Source organism: Streptomonospora mangrovi, from assembly GCF_027604915.1.
Taxonomy (GTDB): domain Bacteria; phylum Actinomycetota; class Actinomycetes; order Streptosporangiales; family Streptosporangiaceae; genus Streptomonospora; species Streptomonospora mangrovi.
Genome location: NZ_JAJAQC010000040.1, coordinates 36,441 through 54,660, shown reverse-complemented (window position 1 = coordinate 54,660; position 18,220 = coordinate 36,441). Strand labels below are relative to the sequence as shown.

At 73.7% G+C, this 18,220-nt stretch carries 13 protein-coding genes; 9 read left to right on the top strand and 4 right to left on the bottom strand.

The window, feature by feature from the left end; all coding sequences use genetic code 11:
- Positions 1-4 precede the first annotated feature (4 nt).
- Complete coding sequence (locus LG943_RS20600) at positions 5-2,518, bottom strand: ABC transporter permease (protein ID WP_270073968.1); 2,514 nt, start codon at positions 2,516-2,518, stop codon at positions 5-7.
- Between the two features lie 4 nt (positions 2,519-2,522).
- Entirely contained in the window at positions 2,523-3,290 is a 768-nt protein-coding gene (locus LG943_RS20595) for an ABC transporter ATP-binding protein (protein WP_270073967.1), read from the bottom strand.
- Positions 3,291-3,739: 449 nt separating this feature from the next.
- Between LG943_RS20595 and LG943_RS20590 the strand changes: the two genes are divergently transcribed.
- The 3 genes from LG943_RS20590 (at position 3,740) to LG943_RS20580 (ending at position 6,503) form a co-directional block, all read left to right on the top strand.
- Positions 3,740-5,002 (top strand): sensor histidine kinase, encoded by a 1,263-nt coding sequence (locus tag LG943_RS20590; RefSeq protein WP_270073966.1) that lies wholly within the window; start codon positions 3,740-3,742, stop codon positions 5,000-5,002.
- On the top strand, positions 4,999-5,646 hold the full coding sequence (locus LG943_RS20585) for a response regulator (protein WP_270073965.1): 648 nt from the start codon (positions 4,999-5,001) through the stop codon (positions 5,644-5,646). The genes LG943_RS20590 and LG943_RS20585 overlap by 4 nt, the downstream gene beginning before the upstream one ends.
- A 269-nt stretch (positions 5,647-5,915) precedes the next feature.
- Positions 5,916-6,503: a TetR/AcrR family transcriptional regulator gene (locus LG943_RS20580; RefSeq protein WP_270073964.1), complete on the top strand. Its 588-nt coding sequence runs from the start codon at positions 5,916-5,918 to the stop codon at positions 6,501-6,503.
- A 130-nt stretch (positions 6,504-6,633) separates the two neighbouring features.
- On the opposite strand, the gene LG943_RS20575 is transcribed toward LG943_RS20580, so the two are convergent.
- On the bottom strand, positions 6,634-7,992 hold the full coding sequence (locus tag LG943_RS20575; protein WP_270073963.1) for an MFS transporter: 1,359 nt from the start codon (positions 7,990-7,992) through the stop codon (positions 6,634-6,636).
- A gap of 573 nt (positions 7,993-8,565) precedes the next feature.
- On the opposite strand from LG943_RS20575, the gene dnaE reads away from it, so the two are divergent.
- Positions 8,566-12,120 carry a DNA polymerase III subunit alpha gene (gene dnaE, locus LG943_RS20570; RefSeq protein WP_270073962.1) on the top strand — a complete coding sequence of 1,185 codons (3,555 nt, stop codon included), beginning with the start codon at positions 8,566-8,568 and terminating at the stop codon, positions 12,118-12,120.
- A gap of 286 nt (positions 12,121-12,406) precedes the next feature.
- A complete protein-coding gene (locus LG943_RS20565; protein ID WP_270073961.1) occupies positions 12,407-13,441 on the top strand; it encodes a phosphotransferase family protein in 1,035 nt (344 codons plus the stop codon).
- On the opposite strand, the gene LG943_RS20560 is transcribed toward LG943_RS20565, so the two are convergent.
- Entirely contained in the window at positions 13,419-14,375 is a 957-nt protein-coding gene (locus LG943_RS20560; protein WP_408648623.1) for a glutathione S-transferase family protein, read from the bottom strand. The two genes, LG943_RS20565 and LG943_RS20560, sit on opposite strands and share 23 nt — an antisense overlap.
- 402 nt (positions 14,376-14,777) lie before the next feature.
- On the opposite strand from LG943_RS20560, the gene fabG reads away from it, so the two are divergent.
- The 4 genes from fabG to LG943_RS20540 all read left to right on the top strand — a co-directional run bounded on the left by fabG (position 14,778) and on the right by LG943_RS20540 (position 18,159).
- Entirely contained in the window at positions 14,778-15,482 is a 705-nt protein-coding gene (fabG, locus tag LG943_RS20555; protein WP_270073959.1) for a 3-oxoacyl-[acyl-carrier-protein] reductase, read from the top strand.
- A gap of 177 nt (positions 15,483-15,659) precedes the next feature.
- The gene (gene fabI / locus LG943_RS20550) at positions 15,660-16,424 is read left to right on the top strand and encodes an enoyl-ACP reductase FabI (RefSeq protein WP_270073958.1); all 765 of its coding nucleotides are present in this window, start codon (positions 15,660-15,662) and stop codon (positions 16,422-16,424) included.
- Between the two features lie 215 nt (positions 16,425-16,639).
- Entirely contained in the window at positions 16,640-17,392 is a 753-nt protein-coding gene (locus LG943_RS20545; protein ID WP_270073957.1) for an SDR family NAD(P)-dependent oxidoreductase, read from the top strand.
- Between the two features lie 122 nt (positions 17,393-17,514).
- A complete protein-coding gene (locus tag LG943_RS20540) occupies positions 17,515-18,159 on the top strand; it encodes a DUF6518 family protein (RefSeq protein WP_270073956.1) in 645 nt (214 codons plus the stop codon).
- Positions 18,160-18,220 lie beyond the last annotated feature (61 nt).

Sequence of the window (18,220 nt, the reverse complement as noted above, 5' to 3'; positions counted from 1 at the left end):
CCGGTCAGCGCCCGGCCATCGCGGCGGTGATGGAGGCCCGCGCGGCGCGGCGGGCCGGCAGCACCGAGGCGAGCAGGCCGGCCGCCACGGCGATCGCCAAGAACGCCGCGATCTGGCCCGTGGGCAGTTGGAAGATCAGGCCGCGCAGCACCGCCACACCGGCCGCCCACCCGAAGAACACGCCCAGGGCCACGCCCACCAGCGCGCCGGTCAGGCACAGCACGACCGCCTCCAGCGCCAGCATCACCCGCAGTTGGCCCCGGCGCAGGCCCAGCGCCCGCAGCAGAGCCGACTCCCGGGTGCGCTCCAGCACCGACAGCGCCAGGGTGTTGGCGATGCCGAACACCGCGATCACCACGGCCAGCCCCAGCATGGCCATGATCGCCAGGAACGCCGCGGCCAGCACGCCGTCGAACTGGGCGCGCATGTCGCTCATCGAGACCACCTGCACGGTGGGGTGGTCGGCCAGGGCGGCGTCGACGGCCGCGCGGACCTCCCGGGGTTCGGCGTCCTCGGCGCCGGTGACCAGCACGGTGGAGTCCTCGGTGATCTCGGGGAAGGCGGCGGCGAAGTCGCGCGGCACCAGCGTCACGCCCCACAGTTGGCTGCTGGTGGGCACGATCGCCGCGATCTCGAAGTCGCGCTCGCCCCGGGAGGTCTCCACGGTGATGGTGTCGCCGATCCCGCGGCCGGCGGCCACCTCCTCGTCCACGGCGGCGCGGCCCGGCCCCACGTCGGACAGGTCGCCGGCGACCATCTCCGACTCCAGGTCGCGGCCCAGGTCGGCGCCCCGGTAGGTGGCGACCCGGTAGCCGGCGGGCCGCCCCTCGGCCTCGGGGAAGGCGGAGCGGTCGGCGATCACCGACCCCACCGCCGGGGAGTCGCGCAGCTCGGCGGTGACCTCGGCCGGCACGGTGCCGGTGCCCTCGCCGTCGAGCTGGGCGCTGAGCTGGTAGTCGAACGGGAACTGCCGGTCCAGCATGTCGTCGGTGGTGGCCTGCATCGAGGCGTTGATGACCGAGTAGCCGCTGATCAGCGTGGCGCCGACGGTCAGCGCCACCATGGCGGTGGCCGCCCGCCGCGGGTTGCGCCGGGCGTTGTCGGCGGCCAGCGCGCCCGAGGCGCCCAGCAGCCGCAGCAGCGGTGCCAGCGCGGCCACGGCCAGGCGCACCAGCAGCGGGCTCCACACCACCACGCCGATAAACGCCAGGATCCCCGCCAGCGCCACGACCACCAGCCCCTGCTGGCCCGAGGGGGTCGCCACCGCGTAGGACACCAGCAGCGCCGAGGCGCCCAGCAGCACCGCGCCCGCCCCCGTGCGCAGCCACCCGGTGCGCCGGTCCAGGCCCGTGGCGACGTCGCTGTCGCGCAGCGCCGCCAGCGGCGGCGTGAAGGTGGCGCGGCGGGCCGGCAGCGCCGCGGCGACCAGGGTGGTGAGGGTGCCCACGGCCAGGCTGACCAGCACCGCCGTCGGGGTGAGCACCAGCGGCGCCGCGCCGGTGCCGGCGTCCAGCGCCTCACCGCCCACGCGGAACCCCACCGCGGCCAGGGCGATCCCGGCCAGCACGCCCAGCGCCGAGGCGGCCAGGCCCACCACCAGCGCCTCCAGCACCACGCTGGCGAACACCTGCCCGCGCCGGGCGCCCACGCAGCGCAGCAGCGCCATCTCGCGCCGGCGCTGGGCGACCAGGATCGCGAACGTGTTCTGGATGACGATCGCGGCCACCACCACCGACACCACCGCGAACAGCAGCAGCGCGGTGGCCATGCTGTCGGCCTCGACGCCGGCCCGGTCGGCCAGCCGCTCGCCCAGGGTGCGCCCGGTGATCACCTCGGTGCCGGAGCCGGCGACCGCGTCCACGGCCGCCACGGCCTCCTCGGCCGACACCCCCTCGGCGGCGACGGCGTCGATCTCGGCGAACCCCTCCACACCGGTCACGCGCGAGGCGGCCTCGGGGGTGAGCACGACCGCGCCCTGGTATCCCACCTGCGGGTCGACGCCGAAGTCGACCAGGCCGGTGATGGTGACGGTGTGGCGCTCGCCGTCGGCGTCGAGCACCTCGGCGGTGTCGCCGATGGCGTAGCCGGCGGTCTCGGCGGTGGAGGTGGCCAGGGCCGCCTCGTCGTCGGCGTCGGGCAGTTCGCCCTGGGCGGCGGTGTAGCGGCTGGGGTCGCCCACCGACACCGCCAGGGTGGGCAGCGTGCCCACCGCGCGGCCGTCGGGGTCCAGCAGCGGCGCCTCGGCGCGGACCATGCCCTCGGCGCGGTCGATCTCGGGCAGGTCGCGGATCTCCTCCAGCAGCCCGGGCGGCAGCGGCCGCTCGGACTCGCCCTCGGGCAGCGCCACGGCGTCCATCCGCTCCGCCGAGCCCATCACCTGGGCGCTGTAGGAGGCGCGCAGGGTGTCGGTGAAGACCAGGGTGCCCGCGACGAACATGACGCCCAGCGCGATGGCCAGGGCGGTGGTGACGAGCCGGCCCTTGTGCAGCCGCAGGCCGGCCAGTGTGGTGCGCAGCATCGGTTCAGGACTCCAGCTTCACGAGGCGGTCCAGCACGGTCTCGGCGGTGGGGCCGTACACCTCGTCCACGAGCCGGCCGTCGCGCAGGAACACCACGCGGTCGGCGTAGGCGGCGGCGACCGGGTCGTGGGTGACCATCACGACCGTCTGGCCCAGCTCCCGCGCGGAGTCGCGCAGGAACCCCAGCACCTCGGCACCGGAGCGGGAGTCCAGGTTGCCGGTGGGCTCGTCGGCGTAGACGACCTCGGGGTCGCCCAGCAGCGCGCGGGCCACCGCCACGCGCTGCTGCTGGCCGCCCGACAGCGCCGAGGGCAGGTGGTGCAGGCGCTTGCCCAGGCCCACCACCTCCACGATGCGCGCCAGGCGGGCGGGGTCGGTGCGGCGCCGGGCGATGCGGGCCGGCAGCAGGATGTTCTGCTCGGCGGTGAGCATCGGCAGCAGGTTGAACGACTGGAAGACGAACCCGATGCGGTCGCGGCGCAGCAGGGTCAGCTCGCGGTCCTTGAGCCGGGTGATCTCGGTGTCGCCCAGGTGCACGGTGCCGGAGGTGACCGTGTCCAGCCCGGCCAGGCAGTGCATCAGGGTCGACTTCCCTGAGCCCGAGGGACCCATGATGGCGGTGAAGGCGCCCCGGGAGAAGGACACGCTGACCTCGTCCAGCGCGCGGACGGTCGATCCCGCGCCGCCGTAGACCTTGGTCAGGTCGCGGGCCGCCACCACGGGCGGGGCGGGGGAGGGCTGCGGTGCGGCCGCGGCCGCGTACTCGCTCACTCGGATCTCCAAACAGGTGCGGGACACCGTGCCGAGCACGGTGCGGGACAACGACGACGGGGGACCGGTCCACGGGCCGCGCCCCGGGCGTCCCCGGCAGCGGCGCGGCACGGTGCAACGCTAGGTCCGCCCAGGTGGCGGGGGCATCGGCCGCGATGGCGATTGGCGCATGGGCGAAAGCCGCGGCGCCGGCGCCCGGCGGCCGCACATGGTCGGGGTCCGGGCACCGACTTTCGTCGGGGGCGCCGGCGCCCGGCCGCCCGCGCGCGGCGCCGCCCCCGCGCCGCGCCACCCGCCCTGACCTGGGCCGGGCGGTGGGCACCGACTTTCGGCGGAGGCGCCCGCGGCGCCCGCCACCAGGGGCGACGCGCGCGCGGGCGGCGCATAGACTCCGCCGCAGGCACGGGCCGCCGCCAGCCGGGGCGGCCCCGGCACGGGGGGCAGGAGCGGTGGAGGAACGGGAACAGGCCGCGCCGGCCTGGGCGCGGCGCTGGTGGGCGCGCCGGGACACGGCCGCCGACTGGGCGCTGGCGGCGATGGTCTACCCCTGGAGCGCCCTGATGATCGCCGTGGCGCCGGCCGGCCCCTTCGGCGGAACGGCCCTCCAGGCGTCGGGCTCGATGACGCGCGTGCTGTCCATGGCGGCCCTCACCTTCCTGGTGCCCGCCGGCGTCGCCGCCCTGGTGCTGGTGCGCCGCACGCGGCCGGGCTGGCTGCTGGCGGCCTCGGCCGTGCTCATGCTCTGCGTCGGCGACTTCGGCACCCCGGGGCTGGCGCTGTTCAGCTACGCCGCCTGGCAGGAGGACCGGCGGCGGCTGGCCGCCTGGGCGGTCGGCCTCATGGGAGCCACCGCCGTGCTGCTCGGCTCCACGAGCGCCGTCGTGCCCGGCGCGGCGGTGACGCTGGTGCTGATGTTCCAGGGCATGCCGCTGACCGTGGGCCTGTGGGTGGGCACCCGCCGCCAGTTGATCGCCAACCTGCACGAGCGCGCCGAACGCCTGGAGCGCGAGCAGCACCTGCTCGCCGACCAGGCCATCACCGCCGAGCGCACCCGCATCGCCCGCGAGATGCACGACGTGGTCGCCCACCGGGTCAGCCTGATGGTGCTGCACGCCGGCGGCCTGGAGGTCTCGGCCGCCGACGAGCGCACCGTGGCCGCCGCCGGGCTGATCCGCACCACCGGCCGCGAGGCGCTGGCCGAGCTGCGCGGGATCCTCGGCGTACTGCGCGAGGAGCCCGGAGAGGCAGCGCCCACCGCGCCCCAGCCGGTGCTGGCCGACCTCGCCCGCCTCATCGGCGAGTGGCGGCGCGCGGGCATGCCGGTGGAGTGGCGGGTGTCGGGCACGCCCGCGCCGCTGCCCGCCCAGACCGAGCGCACCGCCTACCGCACCGTGCAGGAGGCGCTGACCAACGCGGGCAAGCACGCCCCGGGCGGCGCGGTGCGGGTGGAGCTGGAGCACCGGCCCGGCACCCTGGCGGTCACCGTCGACAACGAGGACCCGCCCGAGGGGCCGCCCGCCGAGCCTCCGCCGGGCAGCGGCTACGGCCTGGCCGGGCTGCGCGAGCGGCTGGTGCTGATCGGCGGTACGCTCACCGCCGGACCCCGGCCCGGCGGCGGCTGGCGGGTGCGCGCCGTGCTGCCCGCCCCGGAGGGCGCGGCAGGCGGCGGCGGGGGCGAGCACGTTGACGACGGCGAGGGGGCGAACCGGTGATCCGCGTGATCCTGGTGGACGACGAGCGGCTGGTGCGCTCGGGCCTGCGGATGATCCTGGACTCCGCCGAGGACGTCGAGGTGGTGGGCGAGGCCGGCGACGGCGCCGAGGCGGTGGAGCTGGCCGCCCGCGTCGAGCCCGACGTGGCGCTGCTGGACATCCGCATGCCCGGCACCGACGGCCTCACCGCGGCCGCCGCGCTGGCCGACCTGCCGCGCCCGCCCAAGGTGGTGCTGCTGACGACCTTCGACCTGGACGAGTACGTGCACCGGGCGCTGCGCGCGGGCGCCGTGGGGTTCCTGCTCAAGGACACCCCGCCGCGCGACCTCATCGCCGCCGTGCGCACCATCGCCGAGGGCAACGCCATGCTGGCGCCCAGCATCACCAAGCGGATGCTGGAGCGGTTCGCGGCCTCGGGCACCGGCGCCGCCGCCGCGGCGGCCCAGCGCCTGTCGGTGCTCAGCGAGCGCGAGCGCGACGTGCTGGTGGCGGTGGCCAAGGGGATGTCCAACGCCGAGGCCGGGCGCGGCCTGGGCATGCGCGAGGCCACGGTGAAGGCGCACGTCAGCAGCATCCTGGCCAAGCTGGGGCTGAGCAACCGGGTGCAGGCCGCCATCCTGGCCCACGACGCCGGGTGGGCCTGAGCGGCGCACCGCGCACCCGGGCGGGGCGGTGCGCGCCGGGCGCCGGGGTGACGTGGTTCACCCGAGGCGGGGCGCCCGCGCGGTCTATTGTGGATGCAGCGCCGCTTCGGGGTCCGCAGTCACGTGTCCCAGACCCGGGCGCTTCGCGCAGCCACCTTTGTTCGTCGTAGAAAGGCCGAGCCGTGGCCGTTCGCACCCAGGGGGGCTTGGGGACGCCGGCCGGGACCGCCGCCGCTCCCGAACCCGGACCCACCGGCCCCACCGGACCCGTGTCCACCGAGTCCGCCGAGCAGTCGGTCCCCCGCCGGCTGCTGGCCGTCGCCACCCGGCTGTTCGCCGAGAAGGGCTTCGACCGCACCTCCGTGCAGGAGATCGTGGACGCCGCCAACGTCACCAAGGGGGCGATGTACCACTACTTCGACTCCAAGGACGACCTGCTCGCCGAGATCTACGCGCGCGTGCTGCGGCTCCAGATGAGCCGGCTCCAGCAGATCGCCGCCTCGGGCGGCCCGGTCGCCGACCGCGTCAGCCGCGCCGCCGCCGACGTGGTGGTCAGCACCATCGACAACCTCGACGACGCCACGATCTCCTTCCGCTCGCTGCACCAGCTCACCGCCGAGAAGCAGCGCGAGGTCCGCCTGGAGCGCCGCCGCTACCACGAGCTGTTCCGCTCGCTGATCACCGAGGGCCAGCGCGCGGGCGTGTTCACCGACCGCGTGCCCGCCGACCTGGTGGTCGACTTCTACTTCGGCAGCGTGCACCACCTCAGCACGTGGTACCGCCCCGACGGCGAGCTGAGCCCCGCCCAGATCGGCGACTACTACGCCGACCTGCTGCTGACCGCCCTGCGGTCCTAGAAGCGGACCGGGCCGCCCCGCCGCCGGTCCGGGGGCGGGGGCCGGTTTTCGGAGAGAATCGGGAGAACGCGCGGCGGGCCGCCGCCGCGCGCCCGTGCGCGCGGTCGCGGCCCGCCTTGGACGTGCCCGGCTAGGCGGCCGGACGCCGCCCGGCCTCCTCTGCCTCCTCCTCGGCCTCCGCGCGGGTCTCGGCCGAGGCGGCGCGGCGGGCCAGCGCCACCGCCGCCAGCGAGATCGCCGCCGTCGCCACCAGGTACACCGCGATGGGCACCCACGACTCGGCGAACCGCGACAGCAGCCACGTGGCGATCAGCGGCGCGGTGCCGCCGGCCAGGGCGGCGCCGACCTGGTAGCCCAGGGTGACACCGGTGTAGCGCACCCGGGTCGAGAAGATCTCCGAGCTGAGCGTGCCGATGGTGGCGGTCACCGGCGGCCACAGGATGCCCAGCCCGATCACCGTGGCGGCCACCAGCATCAGCCCCGACCCTGTCTGGAGCATCAGGAAGTAGGGCACGGCGAAGGCGGCCAGCGCCACGGTGCCCATGACGTAGACGCGCCGGCGGCCCCAGGCGTCCGAGAGCCGCCCGGCCAGCGGGATCGCGACCGTGGCCACCACCGCGGACGCCGTCACCGAGTTCAGCGCCACGGTGTTGGAGTAGTCCAGGGTGCCGGTGGCGTAGCTCACCACGAACGTGCCGAAGATGTAGAACGGCGCGGTCTCGACCACCTTGACGCCCACCGCGATCAGCACCGCGCGCCAGTGGTGGCGCAGGGTCTCCACGATCGGCAGCCTGGCCACCCGGCCCTCGCTCTTGGCGGCGCGGAACGCCGGTGTCTCGTCGATGCCCGAGCGGATCCACAGGCCCACCGCCACCAGCACGACGCTGGCGATGAACGGCACCCGCCAGCCCCACGCCGCGAACTGGGCGTCGTCCAGCAGGCTCATCGCCGACAGCGCAAGGCTGGCCAGCAGCATGCCGCTGGTGATGCCCATCTGCGGCACGCTGCCGTAGAGGCCGCGCCGGCCGCGCGGGGCGTACTCGTAGGCCAGCAGCAGCGCGCCGCCCCACTCGCCGCCGATGCCCATGCCCTGCACCACGCGCAGCGCCACCAGCAGCACCGGCGCCAGCAGCCCGGCGGTCTCATAGGTCGGCAGCAGGCCGATGAGCATGGTCGCGCCGCCCATCAGCGACAGCGTGATGACCAGGGTGCGCTTGCGGCCGACGCGGTCGCCGATGTGGGCGAAGACGATCCCGCCCAGCGGGCGGATGAAGAACGTCAGCGAGAACGTCAGGTAGGACAGCATCAGCGACACGAACGGGTCGTCGGAGGGGAAGAACAGCTCGTCGAAGACGAGGGCCGCCGCCGTGCCGTAGAGGAAGAAGTCGAACCACTCGATCGTGCTGCCGGTCAGGCTCGCCACCAGGACCTTGGTCCGGGTGGGGCCGGGCGGCGTCGAGGGCGGTGTGGGCGGGTTCGCCACGCTCATAGCAGGCTCCTGGTCTCGCGGAGGTTCCGCCCCGAAAGGGCGGACGGGGGATCGGCCCGGTGCTCGGGTCGCCGCGGAGGCGGCGCGGCGCGGGCCGAACGGCGTCGCCGCCGCGTGCCGGGCACGCGCGGCTGGGCCGGGGGAGGGGGGTGGCGGCCGCGTGCGCGCCGGGGTGTGGCCGGTGCGGACGCCGCCGCGGCGCGGCCTGCCGCCGAGTGGTGGTCGGGGCGCGCCGGTGAGCGGTGGCGGAATCCTACGGGCGGGTGAACAGCGGGGTGTTCGTCCCCGCGGACAAAAACCCGCGGGGTTCTTGGTCGCTCCGCACAGTCGTGCGCAGAGAGAACAGCGAGGTGGGTCAGGGCCGGCCCGCCACCCGCCCCGGGCCCGCCGCGACACGCCCGCACGCCGCTGAGCTGGGAGTTGTGGATGAGCAGGACGTGGCCGCCGGGTCCGGAGTTAGGGTGAGAAACTCCAGTGGCCGCGCGCCGCCGCCGACCCGCGGCCGAGTCCGAGCCGACCGACCGACATCCTCGACACATCCCGACCCGTTCCGACCTACAGAGAGCACGAGCTGTGGCCGACCCCTTTGTTCACCTGCATGTGCACACCGAGTACTCCATGCTCGACGGTGCCGCCAAACTCAAGCCCCTCTTCGCCGAGGCGGCCCGCCAGCAGATGCCCGCCGTGGCCATGACCGACCACGGCAACATGTTCGGCGCCTACGAGTTCTGGGAGCAGTCCAAGGGCTCGGGGGTCAAGCCCATCATCGGCATCGAGGCCTACGTCGCGCCCGACTCCCGCTTCCACAAGAAGCGCATGCGCTGGGGCCGCGGCGACTCCGACGACCAGGCCGAGGGCGGCAAGGACATCTCCGGCGGCGGGCGCTACCTCCACATGACCATGTGGGCGCGCAACGCCACCGGCCTGCGCAACCTCTTCCGCATGTCCTCCCTGGCCAGCATCGAGGGCTACTACGGCAAGCCCCGCATGGACCTGGAGCTGATGAGCCGGCACTCCGAGGGCGTCATGGTCTCCACCGGCTGCCCCTCGGGCGGCGTGCAGACCCGGCTGCGCCTGGGCCAGGAGCAGGAGGCCATCGAGTACGCCGCCGGCCTCCAGGACATCTTCGGCCGCGACCACGTGTTCCTGGAGCTGATGGACCACGGCATCGGCATCGAGCGCGAGGTCCGCGAGGGCCTGCTCAAGGTCGGCCGCCAGCTCAACCTCCGCCCCCTGGTCACCAACGACTCCCACTACGTCACCCAGGACCAGGCCGAGGCCCACGACGCCCTGCTGGCCATCGGCGTGGGCAAGAACCTCGACGACCCCAACCGCTTCAAGTTCAACGGCGACGGCTACTACATCAAGTCCGCCGAGGAGATGCGGTCCATCCTCACCCTCGACGAATGGGCCGAGGGCTGCCGCAACACCCTGTGGGTCGCCGAGCAGGTCGAGGACGGCTGCTACGACGAGGTCTTCGCCTCGCGCGACCTCATGCCCAAGTTCGACGTCCCCGAGGGCGAGACCCAGGCGTCCTGGCTGCGCAAGGAGATCGAGCGCCACCTCGCCGTGCGCTACCCCGACGGCGTCACCGACGCCGTGCGCGAACGCGTCGACCGCGAGGTCGGCATCATCGAGGCCATGGGCTTCCCGGCCTACTTCCTCGTGGTCGCCGACATCTGCCAGTACGCCCGCAAGAACGGCATCGCGCTGGGGCCGGGCCGCGGTTCGGCCGCCGGGTCGATGGTGGCTTACGTGCTGGGCATCACCGACCTCGACCCCATCGACCACGGCCTGCTGTTCGAGCGGTTCCTCAACCCCGAACGCGTCACCATGCCCGACATCGACCTGGACTTCGACGAGCGTCGGCGCGGGGAGATGATCGAGTACGTCACCCGCAAGTACGGCGAGGAGCGCGTCGCCCAGATCCTCACCTTCGGCACCATCAAGGCCAAGGCCGCCGTCAAGGACTCCACCCGCATCCACGGCCTGCCCTACGCCCTGGGCGACCAGATCACCAAGGCGTTCCCCCCGGCGGTGGGCGGCAAGGAGATCCCGCTCTCGGCCGTCGAGGACTCCTCCCACGAGCGCTACGCCGAGGCCGTGGAACTCCGCAACCTGATGGAGAAGGACCCCCAGGTCCGCAAGGTCATGGAGACCGCGCGCGGCGTGGAGGGCCTGACCCGCGGCACCGGCGTGCACGCCGCCGGCGTCATCCTGTCGGCCGAGCCGCTGCTGGACGTCGTGCCGCTGCACAAGCGCGACACCGACGGCGCCATCATCACCGGGTTCCCCTTCCCTCAGTGCGAGGAGATGGGCCTGCTGAAGATGGACTTCCTGGGTCTGCGCAACCTCACGATCATCGATGACGCGATCCGCAACGTGAAGTCCAACGAGGGCCTCGACCTCGACTGGTCGAACATCCCCTTCGACGACAAGAAGACCTACGAGCTGCTGGCGCGCGGCGACACCCTGGGCGTGTTCCAGCTCGACGGCACGGCCATGCGGGCGCTGCTGCGGCGCATGCAGCCCACCCGCTTCGCCGACATCGTCGCCGTCAACGCGCTGTACCGGCCCGGCCCCATGGCGGCCAACGCCCACAACGACTACGCCGACCGCTCCAACGGGCGCCAGGAGATCACCTCGATCCACCCGGAGCTGTACGACGCCCTGGACCCCATCCTGGCCGAGACCTTCCACGTGCTGGTCTACCAGGAGCAGATCATGGCGATCGCCCAGCAGTTGGCGGGCTACTCCCTGGGCGGCGCCGACCTCATGCGCCGCGCCATGGGCAAGAAGAAGAAGGAGGCGCTGGAGAAGGAGTACGGCAAGTTCAGCGCCGGCATGCTGGAGCGCGGGTTCTCCCAGGAGGCCATCGACAAGCTCTGGGAGGTCATGCTCCCGTTCTCCGGCTACGCCTTCAACAAGTCCCACGCCGCCGGCTACGCCATCCTGTCCTTCCGCACCGCCTACCTCAAGGCCAACCACCCCGCCTCCTACATGGCCGCGCTGCTGACCTCGGTCAGCGACGACAAGGACAAGATGGCGGTCTACCTCGCCGAGTGCCGCAAGATGGGCATCCGGGTGCTGCCGCCCGACGTCAACGAGTCCGGGCTGCGGTTCTCCGCCGTCGGCAACGACATCCGCTTCGGCATGGGCGCCGTGCGCAACGTCGGCGCCAACGTGGTGGAGTCGATCATGAACACCCGCAAGGCCAAGGGCGAGTTCACCTCGTTCGTGGACTTCGTCTCCAAGATCGAGCTGACCGCCTGCAACAAGCGCGTGGTGGAGTCCCTGATCAAGGCCGGCGCCTTCGACAGCCTGGGCCAGCCGCGCATGGACCTGTTCAACCACCACGAGCACGCCGTCGACGCCATGATCTCGGCCAAGAAGCAGGAGGCCCACGGCCAGTTCGACCTGTTCGGCGGGGGCGACTCCGCCGACTCCGGCCCCATCGGCCTGGACATCGCCTGGTCGGACAAGGAGTGGGACCGCAAGGCCAAGCTCGCCTTCGAGCGCGAGATGCTGGGACTCTACGTCTCCAGCCACCCCCTGGCCGGCGCCGAGCGCATCCTGGCCCGCAACAGCGACGTCTCCATCCCCGAGCTGAACAGCGGCGAGCGCCGCGACCGCTCCGAGGTCCAGATCGCCGGGCTGATCTCGTCGGTGGAGCGCCGGGTCAGCAAGCAGTCGGGCAACCCCTGGGCCAAGGTCACCATCGAGGACCTCGACGCCAGCATCGACGTCCTCTTCTTCGCCGAGGCCTACACCCTCTACTCCGAGGTCCTGACCGAGGACACCGCCGTGTCGGTGCGGGGCCGGGTCAAGGAGCGCGAGGGCGAGTACTCCGTGCAGGCCATGGAGCTGACCCCGCTGGACATCAGCCACGTCACCGAGGGCCCGCCGCCCATGCTGATCACCATGCAGGAGCAGCGGGTCACCGGCGACCTCGTGGACGAGCTGAAGCAGATCCTCAAGGCCCACCCCGGCGACACCCCGCTCACCATCCGGGTCGACCACCCGCTGAAGTCGCGGGTCTACGACATCCCGGGGTACGCGGTGCGGGTGGGCCCCGAACTCGCCGGCGACCTGAAGTCGCTGCTGGGGGCCGAGGCCATCACCTACTAGCCGGCTAACCTCCCCGGCGGGGCGCGGCCCCCCGCCCCCCCGCCCCCCCCGGGGGGCCCCGCCGGGCGGCCCGGCGTGCGCGGGGCGCGCCTGTCCCCGTGCCGCGCCCCGCGTTCCACGCCCGCGCCCGAGCGCCTTCGCACCCGGCCACTCCCGCGCCGAGAAACCGACCGGATGGTATGTTGTGGTCGTTTACGTCGAGCGGGGCCGCTCGGCCGTGCCGCCGCGCGCGGCGCGCTGGGCGCCATGGGCCGCGCCGCGGCCGAACCACCACCAGGGAGTGCGCATGGGCGACAACGGCGGGACCGCCAATCCACCGGGGCTGGACCTGCGGCGGCTGGAGGACCACCTGGCCGACCGGCTCCCCGGCGTGGTCCAGGGCGCGCTGTCGGGCGAGGTGATCGCCGGCGGCCGGTCCAACCTCACCTACGCGGTCACCGACGGCCGCACCCGCTGGGTGGTGCGCCGCCCGCCGCTGGGCCACGTGCTGCCCACCGCCCACGACATGGCCCGCGAGCACCGGGTGGTCTCGGCCCTGGCCGACACCGAGGTCCCGGTGCCGCGCACCCTGCTGCTGTGCACCGACCCCGAGGTGGTCGGCGCGCCGTTCTACGTCATGGAGTACGTCGAGGGCGTGCCCTACCGCACCGCCCGCCAACTCGACGCCATCGGCGCCGAGCGCACCCACGCCGTCGCCATGACCATGATCGACACCCTGGTGGCGCTGCACGCGGTCGACCCGGCGGCCGTGGGCCTGGCCGACTTCGGGCGGCCCGAGGGCTTCCTGGAGCGCCAGGTGCGCCGCTGGTCCAAGCAGTTGGAGGCGTCGCGCAGCCGCGAGCTGCCCGGCATCGACGAACTGCGCGCACGCCTGGCCGAGAACATCCCGGCGGGCACCGCGCCGGCGATCGTGCACGGCGACTACCGGCTGGACAACCTCCTGGTGGGTCCCGACGACCGCATCCGCGCCGTCATCGACTGGGAGATGTCCACCCTGGGCGACCCGCTCACCGACCTCGCGCTGATCCTCACCTACAACAGCGAGGCCATGCGCGCCAGCACCGGGGTCAGCGACGCGCACACCGCCGAGGGCTACCCCGACGCCGACGAGATCATCGCCCGCTACGCGGCGGGCTCGGGCCGCGACATCACCCACCTGGACTGGTACGTGGGCCTGGCGTTCTTCAAGCTCGCGGTGATCCTGGAGGGGATCCACTATCGCTACCGCCAGGGCAAGACCGTGGGCGCCGACTTCGACCGCATCGGCGAGGTCGTGCCCCGGCTGGTCGAGGGCGGGCTCAAGTACCTGACCGGCGGCTGAGCACCGGGGCGTCGGGGCCGCCGCCGCTCAGCCGGGCGCGGTCGTGGGGCGCGTCGAAGTCGGGCAGCGGCCCGGCGGGCACGATCCGGCGCGGGTTCAGATTGCCGTGGGTGATGTAGTAGTGCCGCCGGATGTGGTCGAAGTCGGTGGTCTCGCGGAACGCCGGCAGCGCGTAGAGGTCGCGGGTGTAGCCCCACAGGTTGGGGTAGTCCGCCAGCCGCCGCAGGTTGGTCTTGAAATGGGTGAAGTAGACGGTGTCGAACCGCACCAGGGTCACCCACAGCCGGACGTCGGCCTCGGTGACGTGGTCGCCGGTGAGGAACCGGCGGTCGGCCAGCAGCCCCTCCAGTTCGTCCAGCGCCGCGAACAGTTCGGCCACAGCGGAGTCGTAGGCGTCCTGACCGGGGGCGAACCCGCACTTGTAGACCCCGTTGTTGACCGCCGCGTACACGCGCTCGTTGAGGCGGTCGATCTCGGCGCGCGCGTGCTCGGGGTACAGCTCCACGTCGTGCTCGGCCCAGGCGTTGAAGCGGGCGTTGAGGTCGGGGGTGATGTCGGGGAAGTGGTTGCTGACGATGCGGCGGGTGGCGGTGTCCCACAGCACCGGCACCGAGATGTGGCCGTCGTAGCCGGGCTCGGTGGCCTCGTACAGCTCCCGCAGCAGCGCGAACCCGCCGACCTCGTCGGGGCCGTGCCCGGGGCCCTCGCGGAACGCCCAGCCCCGGCCGTCGCGCACCGGGTCCACGATCGCCACCGAGATCACCTTCTCCAGGCCCTTGAGGCGCCGCACGATCAGGCTGCGCTGGGCCCACGGGCAGGCGTAGGAGGCGTAGAGGCGGTAGCGGCCGGGCTCGGCCGGGAAGCGCTCGCCGCCGACGCGGTCCTGGAAGGGGTAGGTGGGGCGCTGGAAGGTCTTGCCCTTGGGCGCGGTCATGCTTCCGCCGTACTCGCCGTAGACGGCGAAGTCGACGGGCGTGGCGACGATGGCGGTGTCCACGGTGAGCCTCCCGGTGCCTCGGCGCGGCCCGCCCGGCGCGGGCGCCCAAACCCCTGCATACCCGACACCGGGGGCGCGCGCCAGCCCGCTGCGGCGGGGGTGTCACCGGGGGAGCCGGAGGTGTGCCGAGGGGGGTGTCAAACACCCGCGAAAGCGCCGTGGGCCGGGCGTCTCCGGGCGGTTTCCGAGCCGTCCACCACCGGCGACGCCGCTGATCGCAGTGGGGTCAAACACCGGCACTCGGTTCCCGGTACCGGCCGGTAGCTCGGTACGCTGCTGTGCATTCTGTCTGACGAACCGTCGCGAACGCGCCGCATCCGGCGCACGGAGGTGCCTTACATGTCACGCTCGGCACTGGTCACCGGTGGGAACCGGGGGATTGGGCTGGCGATCGCCCGAGAGCTGTCGGCCGGCGGAGACCAGGTCGCCGTGACGTACCGCTCCGGCGAGCCCCCCGAGGGCCTGCTGGGGGTGCGCTGCGACATCACCGACAGCGCGCAGGTCGACGCCGCCTTCAAGCAGGTCGAGGAGGAGCAGGGGCCGGTGGAGGTGCTGGTGGCCAACGCCGGCATCACCAAGGACAAGGTCCTGGCCATGATGAGCGAGGAGGACTTCTCCTCGGTCCTGGACACCAACCTCACCGGGGCCTTCCGGGTGGCCAAGCGCGCGGTGCGCACCATGATGCGCCAGCGCAGCGGCCGGATCGTCCTCATCTCCTCGGTGGTGGGCCTGGCCGGCTCGGGCGGGCAGACCAACTACGCCGCCTCCAAGGCCGGCCTGGTCGGGTTCGCCCGCTCGCTCGCCCGCGAACTGGGCTCGCGCAACGTCACCGTCAACGTCATCGCGCCCGGGTTCATCGACACCGACATGACCTCGGTGCTGCCCGAGGAGCGCCAGGCCGACATCAAGAAGAACGTGCCCCTGGGCCGCTTCGGCGCCCCCGAGGACGTCGCCCGCGCCGTCCGCTTCCTCACCGGCGAGGGCGGCGCCTACATCACCGGAGCCGTGATCCCCGTCGACGGCGGGCTGGGCATGGGGCACTGACGCACCGGGCATCCGGGCCGGTGCCCGGGACGGCCTCCGCGAGCGGCCGGGACCGGTCGCCGCCGACGGCCGCCCGCCTGAGGCGCCCGTGCCCGTGGCCCGTGCCCCCGCCGCACCGCCCCCCGCTCCCGCAACGCCCCCCAGAGCAACCGAACAAGAACAGGACGAACACACTTCATGGGAATCCTTGAGGGCAAGCGCATCCTCGTCACCGGGGTGATCACCGACAGCTCGATCGCCTTCCACATCGCCCGCCTGTGCCAGGAGCAGGGCGCCACCGTGGTCCTGACCGGCTACGGCCGCCTCTCCCTCGTCGAGCGGATCGCCCAGCGCCTGCCCGAGACCCCGCCGGTGCTCGAACTCGACGTCACCGACACCGGGCACCTGGACAGCCTGGCCGACCGCGTGCGCGAGCACGTCGACGGCCTCGACGGCATCGTGCACTCCATCGGCTTCACCCCCCAGGAGGCCCTGGGCGGCAACTTCCTCAACACGTCGTGGGAGGACGTCGCCACGGCGATGCACACCTCGACGTACTCCCTCAAGGCGCTGTCCACGGCCCTGCTGCCGCTGATGAAGGACGGCGGCTCGATCGTGGCGATGGACTTCGAGCACAGCGTCTCCTTCCCCGTCTACGACTGGATGGGCGTGGCCAAGGCCGGGCTCATGTCCACGGCCCGCTACCTCGCCCGCTACCTGGGCAAGGACAGCATCCGGGTGAACCTGGTCTCGGCCGGTCCGCTGCGTACCATGGCCGCGCGCAGCATCCCCGGCTTCGAGGAGCTGGCCGACATGTGGCCGCAGCGCGCCCCGCTGGGCTGGGACACCACCGACCCCGAGCCCGCCGCGCGCGCGGTCGTGGCCCTGCTGTCGGACTGGTTCCCGGCCACCACGGGCGAGGTCGTGCACGTCGACGGCGGTTTCCACTCCACCGGCGCCTAGCCTGCCCCGCGCCCACGGCGCCGACGCGGGCGCCCCCTCACCGGTACCGGGAGGAGGGGGCGCCCGCCGTGTTGTCCGGGTAGCGGTGCTGTCCGGGGTAGGGGGCGGTCGCGGCGGCGCGCAGCGGCGGGCCGCTCGCCGGAGGGCTTGGCAGAGCGGAGCAGACCGAGGGCCGGCCGAGGCAGGCCGGTAGGAAGCGGAGAGGGAGCGGCAGCATGGATCTGGGACTGCGGGGAGCCCGCGTCGTGGTCACGGGCGCGAGCCGGGGGATCGGACGCGCCATCGCGCAGGCGTTCGCCGAGGAGGGCGCGGACCTGGCGGTGTGCGCCCGCTCGCCCGAGCCCCTGGAGCGGGCGGCGGGGGAGCTGCGGGAACTGGGGGCGCGGGTGGTCGCCGAGCCGGTGGACGTGGCCGACACCGGCGCGCTGACGGGTTTCCTGGACCGCGCCGCCGACGAGTTGGGCGGGCTCGACGTGCTGGTGTCCAACGTGTCGGGCGGGAGTTCGGCGTCCTGGGAGCAGGGCTTCGCCACCGACGTGCTGCCGTTCGTGCGGATGGCCGAGCACGCGGTCCCGCGCCTGGCCGCCTCCGAGCGGGGCGGCGCGATCGTGCTGATCTCCACCACCTCGGCGCTGCACTCGGGCCGCCCGTCCGGCCCCAAGTCCTACGGCGCGCTCAAGGCGGCCCTCAACCACCACGCGGCCGCGCTGGGCCGGTCCCTGGCCCCCCAGGGGATCCGGGTGAACACGGTCTCGCCCGGCCCGGTGGAGTTCGAGGGCGGAGGCTGGGCGCGCCGCCGCACGGCCGACCCGGAGTTCTACACCAGTGTGCGCGACCGCATCCCCATGGGGCGGATGGGCCGCCCGGAGGAGATCGCCCGCGCCGTGGTGTTCCTCGCCTCGCCCGCCGCGTCGTTCACCACGGGGGCGAACCTGGTCGTGGACGGCGGGTTCGTCGACCGCGTCTGACCGGTGTGCCCGCCGCGCCCGCCAGGGGCCGCATGGTAGGCGGCCACGGGACTCGGCACCGGAACAGGGGCCGCATCCCCCAATGTCCCCCAAACCCCGCAAAACAACGGGAGGTGCAGCGCATGAGCGGCCCCGCCGCCGATCCCCGCGCCCCCGCCCGCCCGCTGCCCGCCCCGGCCCGCGCGGTCGCGGTGGCCGCCGCGAGCTTCGTCCTGGGCGGCCTGACCTTCTTCGCCCAGGGGTTCCTGCCCGAGGCCGTCTCCTCGTTCGCCAACTCGGCCAGCGGCTGGACCCTGCTGACGGTGCTGCTCATCCACGCGGCGCGGCTGAACACGGCGGCGTCGGCGGTCCTCGGCGCGGTGGGGTTCGTGCTGCTGGTCCTGGGCTACTCCGCAGCGGCCCACCTGCAAGGGCTGTTCTACAGCCCGGTGCTGTTCGGCGCGGTGGGGGCGGTGGTCGGCCCCTTCGTCGGAACCGCCACGGCCTGGCTCCGGTCGAGGTCGCGGCCCAGGGCCGCCGCCGGGACGGCCCTCCTGAGCGGAATCGGTATCGGTGAGGGCGTCTACGGCCTGACCTACATCGCCGACACCACCAGCCCCGTCTACTGGATCGCGGTGGCGGCGGCCGGTACCGCCCTGCTCGCCGCGATGACCGCCACCCGCCTGCGCGGTGCCGGCGCCCTGCCCATCGCCACCGCCCTGGCGGCCACGGCCGCAGTCGCCGGGCTCTTCGTCGTGGCCTACGTGGCGCTGGGTTCGGTCGGCTGAACCGCCCCCGTGGGGCTATCGACGTTGAGGTCCCGCCGCGCCCCCGCCCTTGCGGGCTCGC

Coding starts and splice junctions, on each gene's coding strand:
- LG943_RS20600 (WP_270073968.1), bottom strand. CDS start 2,518: ATGCTGCGCACCACACTGGCCGGCCTGCGGCTGCACAAGGGCCGGCTC.
- LG943_RS20575 (WP_270073963.1), bottom strand. CDS start 7,992: ATGAGCGTGGCGAACCCGCCCACACCGCCCTCGACGCCGCCCGGCCCC.
- LG943_RS20565 (WP_270073961.1), top strand. CDS start 12,407: ATGGGCGACAACGGCGGGACCGCCAATCCACCGGGGCTGGACCTGCGG.
- LG943_RS20560 (WP_408648623.1), bottom strand. CDS start 14,375: ATGACCGCGCCCAAGGGCAAGACCTTCCAGCGCCCCACCTACCCCTTC.
- fabG (WP_270073959.1), top strand. CDS start 14,778: ATGTCACGCTCGGCACTGGTCACCGGTGGGAACCGGGGGATTGGGCTG.
- fabI (WP_270073958.1), top strand. CDS start 15,660: ATGGGAATCCTTGAGGGCAAGCGCATCCTCGTCACCGGGGTGATCACC.
- LG943_RS20545 (WP_270073957.1), top strand. CDS start 16,640: ATGGATCTGGGACTGCGGGGAGCCCGCGTCGTGGTCACGGGCGCGAGC.
- LG943_RS20540 (WP_270073956.1), top strand. CDS start 17,515: ATGAGCGGCCCCGCCGCCGATCCCCGCGCCCCCGCCCGCCCGCTGCCC.